A 20731-nucleotide genomic window follows, 5' to 3' on the forward strand; every position below is an offset into this window, starting at 1 on the left:
CGGGGTGCTCCGCCCCGGCTGGGCGCTCAGTCACGGTTGATGGCCGTGTGGTTGATGACGCGGTGCACGATCCCGAGGGCCGCGTCGACGGTCTGGGCGAAGTCCAGGTCCGAGGAGTCGAGGGTGACCACGCCGTCGGCCGCCTGGGTGAAGTTCACCACGGTGGAGTCCTTCGCGTCACGGGCTGTGACCTGCGCCGCGAGCTGTTCGGCGCTCTGGCTGCCGCCGAGCTGGATGCCGCGGCGGCGGAGGCGTGCCTCCTCGCTGGCGGTGAGCAGCATGCGTACCTCGGCGTGGGGTGCGACGACGGTGGTGATGTCCCGTCCCTCGACCACCATGCGGCGGTGGTGCTTTTCGATCAGCTCGCGCTGCCGGCGGATCAGTTCGGTCCGCGCGCCAAGCGTGGTGGCGATGGCGCTGACCGCGGCGGAAATGGCCGGTTCGCGGATGGCGTCGGTGATGTCGGTCCCCGCGACCCGGACATATTCTTCCTGAGGGCTGGTGCTCATCTCGAGCTGGAGTCCCTCGGCGGCAGCTTCAATGGCTTCGCCGTCGGCAAGGTCCGTGCCGCTGTCGAGGCAGAACCAGGTCAAGGCCCGGTACATCGCGCCGGTGTCGAGGTAGGCCAGCCGGAGCCGGCGTGCCACCTCTTTGCTGACGCTCGATTTGCCGGAGCCGGAGGGTCCGTCGATTGCGACGACGAGGCTCTTGCCGGGGCGGACGACGTCCACCATTTCAATGAGTTCCTGGGTCATTACTGGAGTACCCGCCATCCACGGTCGTTGAGGGCTTCGATGAGCAGCTCGTGCTTGTTGGGCAGCACGGAGATTTCCACCATGCCGACATTCTGTCCCGAGGAGTGGTCCAGGCGGAGGTCCTCGAGGTTGACGCCGATTTCGCCAATCTCCGTCAGGAGCTTCGCGATCTGGCCGGGCGTGTCGTCCACCAGCACGGTCAGCCAGGAGTAGGCCTGCGGCGGTCCGCCGTGCTTGCCCGGGATCCGGGCCTGGCCGGCGTTGCCTTCGCTGATCAGCTGGGCAAGGTCCAGCCGGGCGCCCGGCGCCGTCGGATCCTCGAGGGTTCCGATCAGCCGGTTCAGGTCCTCGCGGACGCCGTAGAGGATCTCCACGATCTTGCCCGCGTTGGCGCCGAGGATCTGCACCCACAGCGTGGGGTCGCTCGCGGCGATCCTGGTCACGTCGCGCAGGCCGTTGCCGGCCAGCGAAAGGGCGTGCAGCGGGGTTCCCTGCAGCCTGCTGGCCACGAGCGAGGACATGACCTGGGGCAGGTGCGAGACCAACGCCACGGCTTCGTCGTGCTCCTCGGCGCCGAATTCGGAGACGACGGCGCCTAGGTCGCCGGCCAGAGCGCGGGCCGCCTGCAGTGCCTCGGGCCGGGTTTCAGCCGAGGGGCAGAGCACCCAGGGCATGGAGGTGAACAGTTCGCCGCGGGCGGCCACCGGGCCGGACTTCTCCCGGCCGGCCATCGGGTGCGTGCCAACGTAGCGGGCCAGGTCGGCGCCGCGGGCGCGCAGTTCTGCCTGGATGGACGCCTTGACGCTGGCGATGTCGGCCACTACGGCCTGCGGGTAGTCCGCAAGGGCCTTGGCGACGACGTCGGCAGTCACGTCCGGCGGCGCGGCGACCACAACGAGTTCCGGCGCTTCGCCCTCAAGGCGAGCCAAAGGCAGGCCGGCGCCGATGTCGACGGCGACGGCCTGGTTGGTCGGCGAAGGGTCGGAGAGGAACACGGCCACTCCCCGGCCGCGAAGGCCCAGCCCGATGCTGGTGCCCAGCAGCCCGGTCCCCAGGACCACGACCGGCCCGTTCAGGTGGCCGCGGCCGTGGGTGCGAAATGCGGACATGCCTACAGCCCCACGGATGCCAGCAGGTGGCCGACTTCCTGCTTGCCGAGGTTGCGGATGCTGCCCTGGCGCTGGTCGCCCAGGCCGATGGGTCCGACCTTGACGCGTACCAGGCGCAGCACCGGGAAACCAACGGCGTCGAAGAGGCGCCGCACGATGCGGTTCTTGCCCGAGTGCAGCACAACCTCGATCAGCACGTGGCCCGGGGTCGAGTCGACGAGCTTGAAGGAGTCCACGGAGGCGATGCCGTCTTCGAGTTCGATGCCGGCCTTGAGCTGGGCGCCGACGCCCTGCGGGAACGGCCCGCGGACCTGGACGAGGTACGTCTTGGGCACCTCGTAGGACGGGTGCGTCAGGCGGTTGGCGAGCTCGCCGTCGTTGGTCAGCAGGAGCAGGCCCTCGGTGGCGACGTCGAGGCGGCCGACGTGGAAGAGGCGTTCGCCGTGGTGGTTGCGAACGAAGTCGCTGATGCACGGGCGGCCGTCCGGGTCCTCCATGGTGGAGACAACACCCTTGGGCTTGTTGAACACCATGTAGACCATGTTTTCGTCCAGCTGGATGCGCAGGCCGTCGACATGGATCACGGCGGTCTTGGGGTCGACGCGCACGCCGAGCTCCGTGACGACCTGGCCGTCGACCTCGACGCGGCCTTCGGCGATCATTTCCTCGCAGACGCGCCGCGAGGCGACGCCGGCGGAGGCCATGACCTTCTGCAGGCGGACACCGTCGGCGTCGTGCAGCTCGGACTGCGGCACGGCGCCGCGGGGTCCGCGCTTGCGGGCCGGCTTGCGGACGGGGCCGAGGCTCTGGCCGAAGCGTTCGCTGCCGAAGGCGCGGGACCCGACTGCCTTGGCCGCACCGGCGCCGACGCGCGGTTTGGGCTTGAGCGCGCCCGGGGTGCCGGGGACCTTGCCGGCGCCCGGCTTGCGGGCCGCGGGCTTGCGGGCGGCGGGCTTGGCGCCGGCCTTCCGGTCAGCCTGGTCCGGCGCTCCGCCGCCCGGGTTCAGATCCGGGTCAACAAAAGCCTCTTCGCGCGGCTTGGGGCGCTTGAAGGGGCGGTCGCCGCCGCCTTTGGAGACGTCGCGCTGGCCTCGGCCTGCGCCGCCCGCACCCTGGGTGCGCGCTGATTGTTGTCCGGCGCTGGTGCGTCCCGAACTGTTACGTGGTGAACCCTGGCGTCCCGCCTGTGTCATGACCCGTCCTTCGTTTGGTGGCCCGTGACGGCTGCCTCACGGCAGTCCCCCACCGGCCGGGCAAATGGTTCTGCCCTGGTGGATACTCTTACGCAGGCAGCATTCCTGCCTACATTCTTCCTGCGTCGTAAAACTCTGCTATGCCTTCGAGCCCTGGAAGATGGGGTGAAAGCTGAGGCAACTCAGCCACCGAGCCGATTCCCATGCGTTCGAGGAAATACGACGTCGTGCGGTACAGGATGGCCCCGGACTCGGGATCGTTTCCCGAGTCCTCGATCAGGCCGCGCTGGGTCAGCGTCCGCACCACGGAGTCAACATTGACCCCACGAATTGCAGAGACCCGCGCCCTGGAGACGGGCTGGCGGTAGGCGATGACGGCGAGCGTTTCGAGCGCCGCCTGCGTCAGCCTGGCCGTCTGGCCTTCCAGCACGAATCCGCCTACGACGTCGGCGAACTCAGCGCGGGAATAGATCCGCCAGCCACCGGCGATATTCCGCAATTCAAAACCCCGGGGGGCGGCACTGAAGCTAGCAGTAGGTAAAGATGTGCTGGCGTCATCCGCATCCGGGGCATTACCAGTATAGCCGTTATACTCCCGCTGCAGTTCCCCGAGCAGTCCTTCGACGACGTCGACCGTCAGGTTAAGGCCGGTGGCGAGTTCCGTGGCGGTGGCTGGCTCGTCGATCACCATGAGCACCGCCTCGAGGGCCGCGCGGGCGCCCCCGGGCAGGCCGGCGAGGTCAGGAATCCCGGGCTCTCCGGCGTCTCCGGGGTCGGCGTCGGGTTGGGAAAGGTTCCCTGCGTCGCTCACGGCTGTTCCTCGTATTCTTCACTCAGGTTCTCGCTGCTCCAGTCCGCGTCGTCGGCGGTCCAGTGCACGGACAACTCGCCGAGGGGCAGCAGCTGGTCGAATGCGACCGCTTTGTCCCGGAACATCTCCAGCAGGGCAAGGAACCGCGCCACCACCACGAGGGTTGATTCGGCGTCGGCGATCAGGGACCTGAAGGTGAGCGGTTTGCCGAGCCGCAGGCGCAAGCCGAGGATTTCCGCTTGTTCCTTCACACTGACCGGCGTCCCGTGCAGGTGGGCGAGGCCAACCTCGGTGGGGGCCGCTTCCTTGGGTTTCAGGGCCTTCTCGGCGAGGGCGGCGAACTCCGCCGGGCTGTGCTTCCAGACCAGTTCGGGCAACAATGCAGCGAAGTGGCCCTCCAGGGCGACCTGCCGCGGGTAGCGTCGGCCCTCCAGTTCCAGAGTCGAGCCGAGAAGTCCGGCCACGTGTTTGAAGGCCTTGTACTGCAGCAGCCGGGCGAACAGCAGGTCGCGGGCCTCGAGCAGGGCGATGTCCTCGTCGTCCTCGACCTCGCCGGCGGGTAGCAGCCTGGCCGCCTTCAGGTCCAGCAGGGTCGCGGCGATGACCAGGAACTCGCTGGCCTCATCCAGCGCCCAGTCTTCCCCCAGCCGCTGCAGCCCTTTGATGTACTTGATGAATTCGTCGGTGACCGTTGCCAGCGCCACCTCGGTGATGTCCAGCTGGTGCTTGGAGATCAGGCCCAGCAGCAGGTCGAACGGACCGGTGAAATTGGCCAGCCGTACCTCGAAGCCGGGTTTCTTGGCGGACGGCGACAGTTCCGCCGTCGGGGCTGTCGCTACCACGGCCTTGGCTAGGGCGCGCCGCCGCGCGAGATCAGCTCTTTGGCCAGTCGGCGGTAGGCGTCGGCGCCGGCGTGGTTCCCGGCGTAGCTGGTGATGGGTTCGGCGGCGACGGTCGCGTCAGCGAACTTGATGGACCGCTTGATAACGGTCTCGAAGACCTTGTCGCCGAAGGCTTCCACGAGTCGGGCGATGACTTCGCGGCCGTGCAGGGTACGGGCGTCGTACATCGTGGCGAGCACGCCGTCGACCTGGAGCCGCGGGTTGAGCCGGTCTTGGACCTTGTCGATCGTCTCGACCAGCAGCGCCACCGCGCGCAGCGCGAAGAACTCGCAGATCAGCGGGATGATGACGCCGTGCGCCGCGGTCAGCGCGTTCACCGTGAGCAGCCCCAGCGAGGGCTGGCAGTCGATCAGGACCACGTCGTAGTCGTCCTCGACCTTCTTCAGCGCCCGGTCCAAGACCTGTTCGCGAGCGACCTCGTTCACCAGCTGGACTTCAGCGGCAGAGAGGTCGATGTTGGCCGGCAGCAGGTCCACGTTCTCGACGCCGGTCTTCTGGATGGCGTCGCGGATATCGACTTTGCGGTCCATCAGGACGTTGTAGACCGTCAGGTCCAGTTCGTGCGGGTTGGTGCCCAGTCCGGCTGAGAGCGCGCCCTGCGGATCGAAGTCGACCAGGAGTACACGGCGTCCGTATTCGGCCAGGGCCGCGGCCAGGTTGATGGTGGACGTGGTCTTGCCGACGCCGCCCTTCTGGTTGACCATGGCGATGACCCGGGCCGGGCCGTGCGAGGACAGCGGCGCGGGTTCCGGGAAATCGCGGTAAGGGCGCCCGGTGGGGCCCATCACGGCGTCTTCCAGGTCGAGTTCGGTGCCTTCCAGAGTGGCTGAACCCTGTTCGCTGCTCACGTATCTATCCACACTTTCGATGACGGTGATTTTCCTGCCGGATCCGGCTGGTTCGGCGCTGCCTGCTGAGGCTGGCGCCGCCCGGGACGGATCGTTATTCCTCCCAAGGTTACAGCCCCCGACACGGTATTCGACGGACCTTGACAACCGCCGCCCGGCGCGTCTGACCCTCTGGTAGAGGTCGAGGGTTGCCGGCCGGCGGATCCCTGGACCACGCAAAACCGCCCGGACGCGGGTTGCGCGTCCGGGCGGTTTAGTTGTGATCTGAGAGTACCGCTGCTGGTGCTTAGGCGTTGGCCGGGACCGGCTGTGCCGGGTGGGAGGCCGGCTCGGCTGCGGGCTGCGCGGCGCTGTGCCCGGCGATCATGGTCTGCTCGTCGAAGGGCGCGGCGCCGGAGAGCACGCGTTCGACCTGCCCGCCGTCGATCTCCTTGACCCAGGTGCCGATCAGGACGGTCGCGACGGCGTTGCCGGTGAAGTTGGTCAGCGCACGGGCCTCGGACATGAAGCGGTCGATGCCGACGATCATACCGACGCCGCCGAGCAACTCCGGCCGGTGGGCCTGGAGGCCTGCGGCCAGGGTAGCCAGGCCGGCGCCGGTGACACCGGCGGCGCCCTTGGAGGCGATGATCATGAAGATCAGCAGCGAGATCTGGGCGCCCAGGTCCAGCGGGGTGCCCATGGCGTTGGCGACGAACAGGGAGGCCATGGTCAGGTAGATCGCCGTGCCGTCCAGGTTGAACGAGTAACCGGTGGGGACGGTGACGCCGACGACCGGCTTGGACACACCGAGGTGTTCCATCTTCGCGATCAGGCGGGGCAGAGCGGCTTCGGAGGAGGACGTGGAGAAGATCAGCAGGTACTCGCGGGCCAGGTACTTCATCAGGCGGAAGATGTTGACGCCCGAGACGACCTGGAGGAGCCCGCCGAGGATCACGATAATGAAGACCGCGCAGGTGATGTAGAAGGCGACCATGAGGGTGGCCATGCTGATGATGGCCTGGACGCCGGTGGCGCCGACGACGGCGGCGATGGCGCCGAAGGCGCCGACCGGGGCGAGCCACATGACCATGATCAGGATGCGGAACACGAGGGCCTGGCCGTGGCCGATGGCCTTCAGGATCGGGGTGCCCTGCGGGCCCATCTTCTGCAAGGCGAAACCGACCAGGATGGCGGCCAGCAGGGTGGGCAGCACGGGGATGTCACCCGGGATGATGCCGAGCAGGAAGTCGACGGTGCTGTCCGTGGCGGCCTTCTTGTTCGGGTCGTACGGGGCAAGCTTGAGGCCTTCACCCGGGTGGATCAGGTTGCCGACGACGAGGCCGATGGCCAGGGCGAACGTCGACATCACGATGAAGTAGCCGAGGGCCAGGCCGCCGACCTTGCCGACCGTGGCGGCCTTGGCGATGGAGCCGATGCCCAGCACGATGGTGCAGAAGATGACCGGGGCGATCATCATCTTGATGAGCTTGATGAAGCCGTCACCGAGGGGCTTCAGGGACTTGCCGACCTCCGGGAACATCAGGCCGACAACGGCGCCGAGGATGACGGCGGCGATGACCGCGATGTAAAGGTAGTGGGACTTGTCCAGACCCTTGCGCTGCTTGACCGGCGCCGCGGCCGGCGCCGCTGACTCTCCTCGTTGAGAGGCCATGTTGTTCTCCTTGGATAGGCTGGACTTTGATGCGGCTTGGGATGCGCATCACGTCCGTTCTGCGTGTTCCTCCATCATTGGGGATGAAGTGATGCGCATCACCGTTGCGTTCATATTGGTCATGGAAGGTGCAGTTGATCCATCACTGGAGCATCGCCCGCAGGCTGTTCGTGGCTCACCTGCTGTTCATGCTGGCCCTGACCGCCGTCGTCGGCACGGCCACCTTCGTGGACGCGCGCGACCACGCCTACGAGGAAGCGGGCCGGCGGATGGCCGGGATCGCCACCGCCGTGGCAGACAACCCCCTGGTCCTGCAGGCGGCGGGCTCCCCCGATCCGTCCGCGCTGCTGCAGCCCTACGCCCTGCGGGTGATGCGGGACGCCCGCGCGGACTTCATAACGATCATGGCGCCGGACCGGACCCGGTGGACCCATCCCCGCGACGAGGAGCTGGGCAAGCCGTACATCGGCTCGATCGACGCCGCCTTGAAGGGCCAGGTCTTCACCGAGATTATGGCCGGGACGCTCGGACCCTCGGTGCGCACCATCGCCCCGGTCAAGGACGCGAACGGCACGGTCCTGGCCCTGGTGGCGGCGGGCGTGACGGTGGGGACGGTGGATGTGGCGTTTTCCGGCCGGCTGCCCGCCCTGCTGGCGATCGCGGTCGCCCTGCTGGCGGGCGGATCGGTGGCCTCCTGGCTGCTGGGCCGGTACCTCCGCCGGGTGACGCGCGGCTGGGGGCCCGAGCAGCTCGCCCAGCTGTTCGCCTACTACGAATCGGTGCTGCACTCGGTCCGCGAAGGCGTGATCCTCGTCGATCGCAAGGGCAAAGTGGTGATGTACAACGACCAGGCGGCCGCGTTACTCGGGGTCCCGCCCCGCGCGGTCGACGGCGGCTTCCCGCGCGGCCGCGGCGCGGCGGCACCGTCGCTGGCCGAACTGCCGCTGGCGCCGAGCCTCAAGGAATTGTTCGAGTCCGGCCGGACCGCGCAGGACGAAATCCACTTGACCGGAGAGCGCGTGCTGGTGGTCAACCAGGGCCCCGCGGTGGGGCCCCGCTCCCCCGCATCCCGCCAGCGCCAGACGGCGGGGTCACCGGTCTACGGCACGGTCGCCACCATCCGGGACCGCACCGAGATCGAGTCGCTCGGCAGTGAACTGGAAACCATGCGCACGCTCTCGGACGCGCTTCGGGCCCAGACGCACGAGCACGCCAACCGGCTGCACACCATGGTGTCCCTGATGGAGCTGGGCCGCGGCGCCGAGGCACTCGACTTCGCGACCAAGGATTTGGAGCTGAGCCAGCGGCTGACCGACGACCTGGTCAGTTCTCTCGACGAACCGGTGCTCGGCGCGCTGGTCATGGGCAAAGCGGCCGAGGCCCACGAACGCGGCGTCGAACTCATCCTCACCACCGGCGGCTCCACCGCCGTCACCGGGCTTGCCGTCCAGGACCTCGTGGCCATCCTGGGCAACCTGCTGGATAACGCGATCGACGCGGCCGCCGATGCGCCGCCGCCGCGGCTTGTTGAACTCTCGGTCGCGTCGGAGGGGGGAGCCCTGCAGATCTCGGTGGAGGACAGCGGCCCGGGCATCGATCCGGACGCGGTGGAGGACGTCTTCCGGCACGGCTTCAGCACCAAGGCACCGGGGCCGTTCGGGCGCGGACTCGGACTGGCCCTGGTGCGCCAGGCCGTGCAGCGGCTGGGCGGTAGCATGACAATCACCAGCCCGGCCGGGGCACAGTTCCGGGTCACGCTGCCGACGGCGCCAGCCGCCCCCGCTTCAGGCCCCGCAGCCGGCAGCCCCGCAGCAGCAGACCCTGCAGCAGGCTCCCAGGAACAACCAGCCGGGACAGCAAAGGAACAGCAATGAGCGAGATCCGCGTACTCGTGGTCGAGGACGAACCGATTGCCGCCGCGGCCCACGCCGCCTACATCGGCCGGCTGGACGGGTTCACCCTGGCCGGGTCCGCCCCGGACGGGCAGTCGGCCCTCCGCCTGATGTCGGACCTGTCGGCCGCCGGCCAGCCCGTGGAACTGGTCCTGCTGGACATGAACCTGCCGGACCTGCATGGGCTGGACATCGCCCGCCGGATGCGCGCCTCCGGCCTATTCGCCGACATCATTGCCATCACGGCGGTGCGCGAACTGAACATCGTCCGCAGCGCCGTGGCGACCGGCGTCGTGCAGTACCTGATCAAACCCTTTACCTATGCCACCTTCGCGGACAAATTGCGCAGCTACCGGCTGTTCCGTGAGCAGTTGGCTTCCCCCGGGCCAGACGGTGCCGGGCCGGGCGCGTCCCAGAGCGACGTAGACCAGGCCTTCGCCAGCCTGCGGGCGCCCTCGGAGCTGCCGCTGCCCAAGGGCCTGTCCGGGTCCACCCTGGGCTCCGTACAGGACTTCATGAAGCAGCAGTCAGGTGCCGTATCGGCCAGCGAGGTGATGGAAGCACTGGGCATGTCCCGGGTGACCGCCCGCCGCTACCTCGAGTACCTTGCCGACGCCGGCACCGTCTCCCGCACGGCGCGCTACGGTGCGCCCGGCCGGCCCGAAAACGAATACCGCTGGAGTCGGGCCGGGTCCTAGGCCGGCCGCTCCCCCGCTGCATCGGGCCGCAGCGCCTCCAAGAGCTGGTCGATCACCCCGGCGTCCTCGATGGTCGAGGGCACCACGTAGTCGTCGCCGTCGGCGATCTGGCGCATGGTCTTGCGCAGGATCTTGCCCGAGCGGGTCTTGGGCAGCGCCTCCACCACGGTGACGTGCTTGAAGTCCGCCACGGCGCCGATGTCCCGCCGGACCAGGGCGATCAGGTCCTTGACCAGGATTTCCTCGGGCACGTCCACCCCGGATTTGAGGACCACATAGCCGCTGGGGCGCTGGCCTTTGAGCGGGTCGGCGAGGCCGATCACGGCGCATTCGGCGACGGCCGGGTGCTGGCCGATCACCTGCTCCATGGCGCCGGTGGAGAGCCGGTGGCCGGCGACGTTGATGATGTCGTCGGTGCGGCCCATCACGAAGAGGTAGCCGTCCTCATCCCGGTAGCCGGAGTCGCCGGTGGCGTAGCAACCTTGAAAGGCCTGCAGGTAGGAGGAGATGTAGCGGTCGTCGTTGCGCCAGAGCGTGGCCAGGGTGCCCGGCGGCAGCGGTAGCCCCAGGACAATGTTCCCCTCGGTGCCGGCTTCGACTTCCTCTCCGGCCCCGTCAAGGATCCGCAGTTTGAAGCCGGGCATCGGCACGCTCGGCGAGCCTGCCTTGATCGGCAGCCCGTCCAGGCCGCGCGGGTTGGCGCAGATGGCCCAGCCCGTCTCGGTCTGCCACCAATGGTCCACCACCGGGACGCCGAGGATGCGGGATGCCCAGTGGAAGGTGTCGGTGTCGAGCCGCTCGCCGGCGGCAAAGAGGGTCCGCAGGCTGGAGATCTCGTACTGTCCCAGCAGCTTCGCCTCGGGGTCGGCCTTCCGGATGGCCCGCAGCGCCGTCGGGGCGGTGAACAGCACGTTGACCTTGTGGTCCTGGATCACGCGCCAGAATGCACCGGCATCCGGGGTTCCCACCGGCTTGCCCTCGTACATCACGGTGGTGGCGCCGGCGAGCAGCGGCCCGTAGACGATGTAGGAGTGCCCTACTACCCAGCCGACGTCGGACGCTGTCCACATCACGTCGCCGGGTCCTACGTCGTAGATGTTCTCCAGCGTCCAGCTCAAGGCGACGGCGTGGCCGCCGTTGTCCCGCACCACGCCCTTGGGTGCGCCGGTGGTACCGGAGGTGTAGAGGATGTAGAGCGGGTCCGTGGCCCTCACGTCCACCGGCGCGGCAGGCTCGGCGGATGCCATCACCGTGTCCCAGTCCAGCCAGCCCGCATGGTCCGCCGCGGTCGCCCCGAAGCCGTCCCGCGCCTTCACCAGCACAGGGATGTCGGGGGTGCCGGCCAGCTCGAGGGCTTCGGCGACGGCCGGTAGGTATTCGATGCGGCGGGAAGGTTCGATTCCGCCGGAGGCTGTGACCACCGCGGCGGGCGCGGCATCCCGGATCCGGGCGGCGAGTTCCTTCGGCGCGAAGCCGCCGAAGACCACCGAGTGGATCGCGCCGAGCCGGGCCGTGGCCAGCATGGCGATGGCGGCTTCGGGGATCATTGGCATATAGATCACGACGCGGTCGCCTTTGCCCACCCCCTGGCTGCGCAGAACGCCTGCGAAGCGGGCCACCAGCTCGGTGAGCTCGGCGTAGCTGAAGCGCTGCTGCGTGCCCAGCATGGCCGAGTCGTAAATCAGTGCGTCCTGGGCGCCGCGGCCCGCCGCCACATGCCGGTCCAGGGCGTTGTAGCAGGTGTTCAGCACGCCGTCGGGAAACCAGCCGTAGAGCGGCGCGCGGCTGGAGTCGAGGGCCCTGCTGGGCGGCGTGCTCCAGTCGACTTTTCCGGCGGCTTCAAGCCAGAAGTCCTCCGGCTGCTCAACGCTGCGCTGGTAACTGTCCCGGTAGCTCTTGGTGACCATGAAGTATTCCCGTCCACGACGTTGTGATGCAGCTCATGGTAGCCCTGCAGGAGTCCCGCCACAAGAGCTGTGTATACAGTGGAGAGTGAATTTTCCCCTTTCCGCCTAAAAAGCTGGGCTGCTGGGCCAATTGTGTATACACTGATGGGGTCAGCTAACGAAGGAGTCAGGATGCGCGCCAGCGACAAGGCCTACGCGGCCCTGCGCGAGGACATCATTGAATGGCGCCTGGCACCCGGAACAGTCCTCGCCGAAGTGGAGCAGTCCGAGCGGCTCGGCATCTCGCGGACCCCGCTGCGTGAGGCCCTTAGCCGGCTCACCGCGGAAGGGCTGACCACGACGGCAGGCGGCCGCGGCGTCGTCGTCACCGACATCTCCCTCGAGGACATCGACGAACTCTTCGAACTCCGCGAAACCCTCGAGGGCAAGGCGGCGGCGTTGGCGGCCGAGCGCGGCGACGCCGCGACCTTCGAGCAACTGCGGCGTGAGCTCCTGCGAGCGCCGGAGATGATTAGGGGTGCGGACCCGGCACGGCACGACTACTACAGCCTGGTCGGCCGGCTCGACTCGGCCATTGATGCCGCGATCTCCAATTCCTACCTGGTCCAAGCCATGCGCAGCCTCCGCGTTCACCTGGTCCGGGTGCGCCGGCTGGCAGCCGACGACGCCGAGCGTCTCACCGCAGCTGCCGCCGAGCATGCCGCCATCGCCGAAGCCATCGCCGCCGGCAACCCGCGGCTGGCCGAGGCCGCCACCACGCTGCATCTTCACCGCAGCCTTTCCCACGTCAAAGCCACCCACGTACCTCATGAGAAGGAGCACCATGGTTAAGGAACACCACGTCCGCGTTTACAAGAGCGAGGAAAACCTGGCCCGCGAGGACCAGCTCGCCTACAAGATCGCCAAGGTCGCCGCGGATCCCGTCGCCGTCTCCGACGAGGTCACCGACATGGTGATCAACCGCGTCATCGACAATGCTTCGGTGGCCATCGCCTCCCTGAACCGCGCCCCGATCGTCGCCGCCCGCGCCCAGGCACTCACCCACGGTCCCAGCACCGGCGGGAAGGGCTCGAAGGTGTTCGGAATCGAGGAGCGCGTGGCTCCGGAATGGGCGGCCTGGGCCAACGGCGTCGCCGTCCGCGAACTCGACTACCACGACACGTTCCTGGCCGCGGACTATTCCCACCCGGGCGACAACATCCCGCCGATCCTCGCCGTCGCCCAGCACGTCGGTTCTAGCGGCAAGGACCTGATCCGAGGCATCGCCACCGGCTACGAGATCCAGGTCAACCTGGTCAAGGCCATCTGCCTGCACAAGCACAAGATCGACCACGTAGCGCACCTGGGCCCCTCCGCCGCCGCTGGCATCGGCACCCTGCTGGGCCTCGACGTCGAGACCATCTTCCAGTCCATCGGCCAGGCACTGCACACCACCACCGCCACCCGCCAGTCCCGCAAGGGCGAGATCTCCACCTGGAAGGCCCACGCCCCCGCGTTCGCCGGCAAGATGGCTGTTGAATCCGCCGACCGGGCCATGCGCGGCCAGACCTCCCCGGTGCCGATCTACGAAGGTGAAGACGGCGTCATCGCCTGGATGCTCGATGGCCCCGACGCCAACTACACGGTGCCGCTGCCCGAGGACGGCGAAGCCAAGCGCGCCATCCTGGACACATACACGAAGGAACACTCCGCCGAGTACCAGGCCCAGGCCTGGATCGACCTGGCCCGCAAGCTGCACGGCGAACACCCCGAGGTCACCGACCCGGCCAACGTCGAATCGGTGCTGATCAAGACCAGCCACCACACCCACTACGTGATCGGTTCCGGCGCCAACGACCCGCAGAAGTACAGCCCCACGGCCAGCCGCGAGACCCTGGACCACTCCATCCCGTACATCTTCACGGTGGCGCTGCAGGACGGGGCGTGGCACCACGTCGATTCCTACGCCCCGGAGCGCGCGGGCCGCCCGGACACGGTGGAACTGTGGCACAAGGTCACCACGGTCGAGGATCCGGAATGGACCCGCCGCTACCACTCGCTCGACATCGCGGAGAAGGCGTTCGGCGGCTCCGTGGAGATCACGCTCAAGGACGGGACCGTCATCACCGACCAGATCGCCGTCGCCGACGCGCACCCGCTGGGCGCCCGGCCGTTCGCCCGCGAGCAGTACGTCAACAAGTTCCGCACCCTCGCCGCCGGCCTCGTGGCCGAGGAAGAGATCGAGCGCTTCCTGGCCGCCGCCGCGAGGCTGCCCGAACTGGCCGCCGGCGAGCTGGACCAGCTCAACATCAAGGCCGCCGACGGCGTGATCGACCTGGCGTCCGCACCGAAGGGACTCTTCTAATGCTGTATTCGAAGACCACGCCGGAGCAGAAGCGCATCCGTTTCCGGGAGCTGCTCGCCTCCGGCACCATCCAGCAGTTCCCGGGCGCGTTCAACCCGCTCTCTGCCCGGCTCATCGAGGAAAAGGGCTTCGCCGGGGTGTACATTTCCGGCGCAGTCCTCGCCAATGATCTTGGTCTGCCGGACATCGGCCTGACCACGCTCACCGAGGTGGCCACCCGTGCCGGGCAGATCGCCCGGATGACGGACCTGCCCTCGATCGTCGACGCCGACACCGGCTTCGGCGAGCCAATGAACGTGGCGCGCACCGTCCAGGAACTTGAAAACGCGGGCCTGGCCGGCCTGCACATCGAGGACCAGTTCAACCCGAAGCGCTGCGGCCACCTCGATGGCAAGAACGTCGTGGACCTGGAGACCGCCACCAAGCGGATCCGGGCCGCGGCCGATGCGCGCCGGGATCCGAACTTCCTGATCATGGCCCGGACCGACATCCGGGCCACGGATGGCCTGGAGGCGGCGCAGCAGCGTGCCAAGGCCCTCGTGGAGGCCGGCGCGGACGCGATCTTCCCGGAGGCCATGAAGGACCTGAGCGAATTCCAGGCGATCCGCGACGCCGTCGACGTGCCGATCCTGGCCAACATGACCGAGTTCGGCAAGAGTGCGCTGTTCACGGTGGACGAGCTGGCCGGCGTCGGCGTCAACATGGTGATCTACCCGGTGACGCTGCTCCGTAGTGCCATGGGCGCTGCTGAGCGTACTCTGGAATCGATCAAATCCGACGGCACCCAGGAGGCGCAGGTTTCGAGCATGCTGACCCGTGCGCGGCTCTACGACCTCGTGGACTACGAGGCCTACAACCGCTTTGACACCGGGGTCTTCAATTTCCAGATCCCCGGCATCTGACACCCCCACCGGACTGCCGGCCCCGGCCGGTCAACAGGCGTTAGGAACAAAGGAGTTTCAGCATGGCTGAAAATGAGATTAAAAAGGGCCTTGCCGGCGTCGTGGTGGACTACACCGCGGTTTCCAAGGTCAACCCGGACACCAATTCGCTGCTCTACCGCGGCTACCCCGTCCAGGAGCTGGCCGCCAAGTGCAGCTTCGAGGAAGTGGCGTACCTGCTGTGGAACGGCGAGCTGCCCACCGAGGAGCAGCTGGCGGAGTTCACCGCACGGGAACGCGCGGGCCGCGCGCTGGATCCGGTGGTCAAGCAGGTCATCGATGCGCTGCCGCTCACTTCGCACCCGATGGACGTTTGCCGCACGGCGGCTTCGGTGATGGGTGCCCGGCATCCGCTCGCCGAGGACTCCTCGCGGGAGGCCAACATGGCCAAGGCAGTGGACCTGTTCGCCGCAATGCCGGCCGTGGTCGCCTACGACCAGCGCCGCCGGCACGGTCAGGGTGTGGTGGAGCCCCGGGAGGACCTGGGCTACTCGGCCAACTTCCTGTGGATGTCCTTTGGCGAGGAGCCGGTACAGGAAGTTGTGGAGGCTTTCAACGTCTCGATGATCCTGTACGCCGAGCACTCCTTCAACGCCTCGACCTTCACGGCCCGGGTGATCACCTCGACGCTCTCCGATCTGCACTCGGCCGTCACGGGTGCGATCGGGGCGCTCAAGGGCCCCCTGCACGGCGGCGCGAATGAGGCCGTGATGCACACGTTCGACGAGATCGGCATCCGGCAGGAAGAGTCGCTGGACGAGGCGGCGGTGCGGGCGAAGGCCTGGATGGAAGACGCGCTGGCGCACAAGAAGAAGGTCATGGGCTTCGGCCACCGCGTCTACAAGCACGGCGACTCCCGGGTTCCCACCATGAAGGCCGCCCTGGACAAGATGATCGCGCACTACGGCCGTCCGGAGCTGCTGGGGCTCTACAACGGGCTTGAGACCGCGATGGACGAGGCGAAGGCGATCAAGCCGAACCTCGACTACCCGGCGGGTCCCACGTACCACCTGATGGGCTTCGACACCCCGACGTTCACTCCCCTGTTCGTGGCCAGCCGGATCACCGGCTGGACCGCGCACATCATGGAACAGCTGGACTCGAACTCGCTGATCCGCCCACTGAGCGAATACAACGGTGTGGAGGAACGGCACGTGCCGTAGTTCCTGCCAACAGCAAATAGCGCGGGCCGGCCACCTATGACTGGTGGCCGGCCCGCGCTTTTTGCTTGCTGGGGTCGCGGCTACCCCGCGGTGATCTTCAGCGAGGTGATCATGCGCTTCGCGTTCAGGTACTCCGGGGTCTGCATGTAGGCCCGGGCAGCGTCCATCGAAGGGAAGGTCTTGGCTCCCTTGTGGGCGGGGGTTGGCTGCGTGTCACCAACCCGGACCTCGAAAGTGTCGGCGAAGGAGTACATCGGCGGATCGGCGGGGCCCGTAACAACGTTGTAGAACATGCAGGTGGTGCCGTTCTGCCCGGCCGGGGAGTTCGTCAGTCCGTAGGAGGCGGTGATGTGGTCCGCTTCCTGGAGGGCGCGGAAGACAAACCTCGGCGTGACAGACCCCTTCGAGGCCTGGTACGGGAGATCGACTTCAACCGTGTCCAGTACCGTGTACGGAACCGCGCCCTGGCACGCGCCGCCGAGGCCGCCTGCCGGGCCAAAGGTCAGGGAGGCCACCACCACACCGGCCTCATCGGCGACGTCGACTGCGGTGCCCGTGTAGGCCGAGGATCCCGGTGTCGGGGATACACGCCAGGCGGCCGGGTACTCGAAACTCGCCCTCGAATCGGCGCTTGTGAATGTCTTCCAGTCCCCAGCGGCAGCTGCGGCGGTTGCCGGACCGGACGCGTTGGCCGCCGAGGGCGTCGCAGGCACCGACGGCGCGGCGGTGGGCGCAGACTTCGTTGTCGAAAGGCCCTCGGATACCGTGGGGGATTACTGCGGGCGTCGAAGCTGCCGCCGGGACCGGCTTCCCGGACCCCATGGTTCCGGCCAAGGCAACGCCCCCGGCCACGGCCGCCAGGGCGAGGACGACGACGGCCGCCGCCCACACCCGGCGCCGTCTGGCCCTGGTGTTTGCGGACGGATCGTCCTCGTTAGCTTCTCCGTCATAACGTTTGGCGTCGCGATTGCTCGAGTCCATGCCCTGCCCCAAAGTGTCCGTGTGCGCTCCCGACTTCACCAAGGAAGAGCCCGGATTGCCGCGCATGAGAGTCGATCCCTAGGCTACCGGTCTGACGCCGGCATTCCGGGCAACACGATTCCGCGTCGCTAACTTAGACGGCGCGAGGACGCGGTTCACCCGGGGAAGAGGAGTGCCTGATCGACGCGACGGTTTCGTTGTCCGCGTTGAGGACAACCATGACGTCGATCGTCTCCCCTGCCAGCGCCGGCGGCAGCCAGTGCTCCGCGTCCTGCCACATCCGCTCCAGCGGCAAGGACGCGGCCTCGAACCACTCGGGCGTGATCTCCGGGCTTTCGGACGGCTCGCCTTCCCAGCGGCGGGTGGTGAACAGTCGGCAGGTCATGTTCCACTCCGGCCGGGCGGGAAAGACGAACTCGACGACGCCGGCGTGGTCCAGGTCCTCCTCGAGCACCACGATGCCGGATTCCTCACGGACTTCGCGGACCACGGCCTCGGCGTCGCTCTCTCCGGGCTCCACGTGGCCGCCGATGCCAACGATCTTGCCGAGGCCGAAGCCGGTCCGCTTCAGGCCCAACAGCACCTCCGTACCGCGCTCCGACTCACGGAGCAGGAAGCAGAGGGTGACTGGCGTGGACGTCATGTGTTCAACCCTATAGCCGGCGCGGGGAGCCGCGGCTATCCGGCTGCCGGCCCGTCGCCCACGAGCTGAGGACGCAGCTCGACGGGTATGCCCTTCTGCGCGAATTCCTTGTCCATGGCCTGCTGCGGCGCGAGGCCCTGGTTGTTCGAGGCCTGGAACTCCCGGTTGAAGACGCTGGACCACTGTTGCCGGACGTCGCAGAGGAACCGCCCGTTCTGCAGTTGGGCGATCTTGAACCAGGCGTTGCCGCCGTCGAGCTGGAGTGCCCGGACCCCGTCGTCGGAGATGGAGTAGGCGAGCCAGCCGCCGGCGCAGCCCAGCACCGTGTAGTAGCTAGGAGCCACCCGCTACCGGGCGGCTCAGGTAGCTGTTTCTCCCAGGCGATCCTGAAGCCATCGGCGGCAAGTTCTTCGGCCCGGTGCCCGTCGTTGATACGGCACGCGATGTAGGCGTACACCCGCGCGGAATGCTGGGTGTGCAGGTCAATGAAATGCTTGCTCTTTCGCAGCCAACATGGCGGTTCCCCCGGACATCGGATGACTTCTTCCTGAAGACTAAGTGTCCCGGCAGGGCGTTTTTCTTACACATCCCACTAGGTACTTTCAGGAAACGGTCTTCAGGCAGAATAAACCGATGACCATCACTCTGCGCGAGCCCACACTCCCCGATGCACCCCGGATCGCTGAACTGCACGTGGCGACGTGGCGGGAAGCTTACTCGCACCTACTGCCGGCAGAGTTCTTCACCGAGGACCACGTCCACGGCAGACATGTCATGTGGCAGCGGATCCTCGCGAATCCACGCCAGGATTGGAATATCCACATCGCGGAGCACAAGGGACGGATCGTCGGCTTCGCCTTCGCTGGCGCCAGCTACGGAGCGGAGGGCCAGGACCTCCCCCGCGATCGTCAATTGTTCAGCCTCTACGTGTCGGCCGCGTTCCACGGCACCGGTACCGGGCAATCCTTGCTTGATGCGACGGTGGGCGATGGTGGGGCCATGTTGTGGGTCGCGAAAGACAATCCCCGCGCGGTCGCGTTCTATCGTCGGAACGGCTTTGCCTTCGACGGTGTGGAGCAGATCGACCCCGGAGCTCCACGGATCGTCGACGCCCGGATGGTGAGGTAGGAAATTCGTTGAGGTTGGACGCTCCTCGCGGCGGCCCTCAGCCCAGCGCCCTCGGATGCGCGGCGGCGTAGATCTCGCGCAGCGTGTCAGCTGTCACCAGGGTGTAGACCTGCGTGGTGGTCACGGATGCATGGCCAAGCAGCTCCTGCACTACCCGGACGTCCGCCCCGCCTTCCAGCAGGTGCGTGGCGAAGGAGTGCCGCAGGGTGTGCGGCGAGACGTCCTTGGTGATGTTGGCCTTCTCTGCTGCCGCCTTGAGGATGGTCCAGGCACTTTGCCGGCTGATCCGGCCGCCCCGGGCGTTCAGGAACAGCGCCGGCGTTCCCTTTCCCTTGCCGGCCAGCAGCGGCCGCCCACGGACCAGGTAAGCGTCCAGGGCCCGGGCCCCGAAGGATCCCAGCGGCACCAACCGCTCCTTGGAACCCTTGCCGAACAGGCGGACGATGGCAGGGCCCGGCTCGTCGTCGCCCTGCAGCGCGATGTCATCGACGTCCAGGCCCACGGCCTCGCTGATGCGTGCGCCGGTGGAGTAGAGGAACTCAAGCAGGGCGCGGTCGCGCAGGCCGGTGGCTGTGTCGGTGCCGGCCGCTTCCAGGATGCGGGTGACCTCGTCCACCGTGATGGCCTTGGGCAGCCGCTTTCCGGGCATCGGCGGGTGCACGTCGCTGGCGGGATCGGTGGGCGTGACACCCTCCAGCGCCCAAAACTTATGCAGCCCGCGGACTGCGACCACCGTGCGGGCCGCCGAGCGGACGCCCAAGGCCGAACCGCCGTCGGAGCCGTCGGAGAGTGCCTGCACGAAGCCGGTCACGTCGCGCCGGGTGATCTCCTCGGGACGCCGGCGGCCTGCGGCGGACAGGTGCCGGGCGTAGCGGGCCAGGTCGCGGCGGTAGGCGGACAGGGTGTTGGCGGCCAGACCGCGTTCCACGCCCATGTGCTGCAGGTAGTCCGTGATGGCCCGGTCGACGGCGGTCAGCGGCCGGGCAGCCGGTTCGGCGGGCGAGGCGGCGGGCGAGGCACCAGGTTCTGAGGCGTCAGGCCCTGAAGCTCCCGGCTCGGCGGCGGGCCCGGCCGCCAGCAGTCCGGTCATCAGCGCTGGCTGGGGTGGGCGGGCCACGGCGCGCCAGCCGGGCGGAGGCCTTCGAAGCCGTCGGCTCGCGCCGCCGCGGCGGCCAGGATCCCGACGACGGCGGACGGGTTGTGCAGGCGGCCCTCCAGCACTGCCCGGACCGCATCGTCGAGCCGGATCCAGTGCAGCTCGATTTCCGCTTCCTCGTCGGTACGTTCGTGCAGCTCGTGGCCGGGGACGTCGCTCAGGCCACGGGCCAGGTAGATGCGGATCGCCTCGCTGGAGGAGCCCGGCGAGTTGAAAAAGTCGGCCAGCACGTTCCAGCGCGCAGCCACCAGGTCGGCTTCCTCCGCGAGCTCCCGGGCCGCCCCGGCCACGAAATCCTCGCCCTCGACGTCGAGCAGTCCTGCCGGAATCTCCCAGAGGGCCATGCCCACCGGGTGGCGGTACTGCCTGATCAGCAGGATCTCGCCGTCGTCGTTCATCGGGAGCACGGCAACCGCCCCGGGGTGGTCGATGTAGTCGCGGACCAGGGGCTCGCCGTCGTCGCTTAGCTGGAAGCTGTCGCTGACGACATCCCAGATCCGGCCCTGATAGACCTTCTCTGAAGACAAAAGACGGCGCGGGCTCGGCTCGTCCGAAACCTGCCGTGCAGCATTGGGGGTCTCAGGCTTTCCGGGCATCGCGCCGTCC

20 protein-coding genes are annotated in these 20731 nt (G+C 67.9%); 7 read left to right on the forward strand and 13 right to left on the reverse strand.

Translation table 11 applies throughout. From position 1 onward, the window contains the following. Positions 1-26: 26 nt before the first annotated feature. The 7 genes from cmk to ACZ5Z0_RS03300 form a co-directional block, all read right to left on the reverse strand. Positions 27-755 carry a (d)CMP kinase gene (gene cmk, locus ACZ5Z0_RS03270; protein ID WP_464109868.1) on the reverse strand — a complete coding sequence of 243 codons (729 nt, stop codon included), beginning with the start codon at positions 753-755 and terminating at the stop codon, positions 27-29. Further along, positions 755-1864: a prephenate dehydrogenase gene (locus ACZ5Z0_RS03275; protein WP_464109869.1), complete on the reverse strand. Its 1110-nt coding sequence runs from the start codon at positions 1862-1864 to the stop codon at positions 755-757. The genes cmk and ACZ5Z0_RS03275 overlap by 1 nt, the downstream gene beginning before the upstream one ends. A 2-nt stretch (positions 1865-1866) precedes the next feature. Beyond that, positions 1867-3057 (reverse strand): pseudouridine synthase, encoded by a 1191-nt coding sequence (locus tag ACZ5Z0_RS03280; protein ID WP_464109870.1) that lies wholly within the window; start codon positions 3055-3057, stop codon positions 1867-1869. 109 nt (positions 3058-3166) lie between these two features. After that, a complete protein-coding gene (gene scpB / locus ACZ5Z0_RS03285) occupies positions 3167-3748 on the reverse strand; it encodes an SMC-Scp complex subunit ScpB (RefSeq protein WP_464110698.1) in 582 nt (193 codons plus the stop codon). A 116-nt stretch (positions 3749-3864) separates the two neighbouring features. Next, on the reverse strand, positions 3865-4710 hold the full coding sequence (locus ACZ5Z0_RS03290; RefSeq protein WP_138769670.1) for a segregation and condensation protein A: 846 nt from the start codon (positions 4708-4710) through the stop codon (positions 3865-3867). Positions 4711-4718: 8 nt separating this feature from the next. Further along, entirely contained in the window at positions 4719-5618 is a 900-nt protein-coding gene (locus tag ACZ5Z0_RS03295; RefSeq protein ID WP_138769671.1) for a ParA family protein, read from the reverse strand. A 286-nt stretch (positions 5619-5904) separates the two neighbouring features. Beyond that, complete coding sequence (locus tag ACZ5Z0_RS03300; RefSeq protein WP_464109871.1) at positions 5905-7272, reverse strand: cation:dicarboxylate symporter family transporter; 1368 nt, start codon at positions 7270-7272, stop codon at positions 5905-5907. A gap of 134 nt (positions 7273-7406) precedes the next feature. On the opposite strand from ACZ5Z0_RS03300, the gene ACZ5Z0_RS03305 reads away from it, so the two are divergent. Both ACZ5Z0_RS03305 and ACZ5Z0_RS03310 read left to right on the forward strand, forming a co-directional pair. Continuing rightward, a complete protein-coding gene (locus tag ACZ5Z0_RS03305; protein ID WP_464110699.1) occupies positions 7407-9146 on the forward strand; it encodes a sensor histidine kinase in 1740 nt (579 codons plus the stop codon). Then, positions 9143-9862 carry a response regulator gene (locus ACZ5Z0_RS03310; protein ID WP_464109872.1) on the forward strand — a complete coding sequence of 240 codons (720 nt, stop codon included), beginning with the start codon at positions 9143-9145 and terminating at the stop codon, positions 9860-9862. Before ACZ5Z0_RS03305 ends, ACZ5Z0_RS03310 begins: the two co-directional genes overlap by 4 nt. On the opposite strand, the gene ACZ5Z0_RS03315 is transcribed toward ACZ5Z0_RS03310, so the two are convergent. Beyond that, positions 9859-11769: a propionyl-CoA synthetase gene (locus ACZ5Z0_RS03315; protein WP_464109873.1), complete on the reverse strand. Its 1911-nt coding sequence runs from the start codon at positions 11767-11769 to the stop codon at positions 9859-9861. The two genes, ACZ5Z0_RS03310 and ACZ5Z0_RS03315, sit on opposite strands and share 4 nt — an antisense overlap. 171 nt (positions 11770-11940) lie before the next feature. On the opposite strand from ACZ5Z0_RS03315, the gene ACZ5Z0_RS03320 reads away from it, so the two are divergent. From ACZ5Z0_RS03320 to ACZ5Z0_RS03335, 4 genes are all read left to right on the forward strand, one after another. Beyond that, positions 11941-12600: a GntR family transcriptional regulator gene (locus ACZ5Z0_RS03320; protein WP_464109874.1), complete on the forward strand. Its 660-nt coding sequence runs from the start codon at positions 11941-11943 to the stop codon at positions 12598-12600. Then, a complete protein-coding gene (locus tag ACZ5Z0_RS03325) occupies positions 12593-14113 on the forward strand; it encodes an MmgE/PrpD family protein (RefSeq protein ID WP_464109875.1) in 1521 nt (506 codons plus the stop codon). Before ACZ5Z0_RS03320 ends, ACZ5Z0_RS03325 begins: the two co-directional genes overlap by 8 nt. Continuing rightward, positions 14113-15015, forward strand: coding sequence for a methylisocitrate lyase (gene prpB, locus ACZ5Z0_RS03330; protein ID WP_138769677.1), 903 nt, complete (start codon positions 14113-14115; stop codon positions 15013-15015). The genes ACZ5Z0_RS03325 and prpB overlap by 1 nt, the downstream gene beginning before the upstream one ends. A gap of 62 nt (positions 15016-15077) precedes the next feature. Next, a complete protein-coding gene (locus ACZ5Z0_RS03335) occupies positions 15078-16217 on the forward strand; it encodes a bifunctional 2-methylcitrate synthase/citrate synthase (protein WP_138769678.1) in 1140 nt (379 codons plus the stop codon). A gap of 80 nt (positions 16218-16297) precedes the next feature. Here ACZ5Z0_RS03335 and ACZ5Z0_RS03340 read toward each other — a convergent pair whose 3' ends face one another. From ACZ5Z0_RS03340 to ACZ5Z0_RS03350, 3 genes are all read right to left on the reverse strand, one after another. After that, the gene (locus ACZ5Z0_RS03340; RefSeq protein WP_464109876.1) at positions 16298-16930 is read right to left on the reverse strand and encodes a hypothetical protein; all 633 of its coding nucleotides are present in this window, start codon (positions 16928-16930) and stop codon (positions 16298-16300) included. Between the two features lie 401 nt (positions 16931-17331). Then, positions 17332-17841, reverse strand: coding sequence for an 8-oxo-dGTP diphosphatase (locus ACZ5Z0_RS03345; protein ID WP_464109877.1), 510 nt, complete (start codon positions 17839-17841; stop codon positions 17332-17334). 35 nt (positions 17842-17876) lie between these two features. Continuing rightward, a complete protein-coding gene (locus tag ACZ5Z0_RS03350) occupies positions 17877-18185 on the reverse strand; it encodes a hypothetical protein (protein ID WP_464109878.1) in 309 nt (102 codons plus the stop codon). 289 nt (positions 18186-18474) lie between these two features. On the opposite strand from ACZ5Z0_RS03350, the gene ACZ5Z0_RS03355 reads away from it, so the two are divergent. Continuing rightward, complete coding sequence (locus ACZ5Z0_RS03355) at positions 18475-18969, forward strand: N-acetyltransferase family protein (RefSeq protein WP_464109879.1); 495 nt, start codon at positions 18475-18477, stop codon at positions 18967-18969. 37 nt (positions 18970-19006) lie between these two features. Here the strand turns inward: ACZ5Z0_RS03355 and xerD are convergent, their stop codons facing one another. Both xerD and ACZ5Z0_RS03365 read right to left on the reverse strand, forming a co-directional pair. Then, a complete protein-coding gene (gene xerD, locus ACZ5Z0_RS03360) occupies positions 19007-20059 on the reverse strand; it encodes a site-specific tyrosine recombinase XerD (protein WP_464109880.1) in 1053 nt (350 codons plus the stop codon). After that, complete coding sequence (locus ACZ5Z0_RS03365; RefSeq protein ID WP_464109881.1) at positions 20059-20721, reverse strand: NUDIX domain-containing protein; 663 nt, start codon at positions 20719-20721, stop codon at positions 20059-20061. The genes xerD and ACZ5Z0_RS03365 overlap by 1 nt, the downstream gene beginning before the upstream one ends. Between the last annotated feature and the right edge of the window lie 10 nt (positions 20722-20731).

This window comes from Arthrobacter sp. T2-23, from assembly GCF_055398325.1.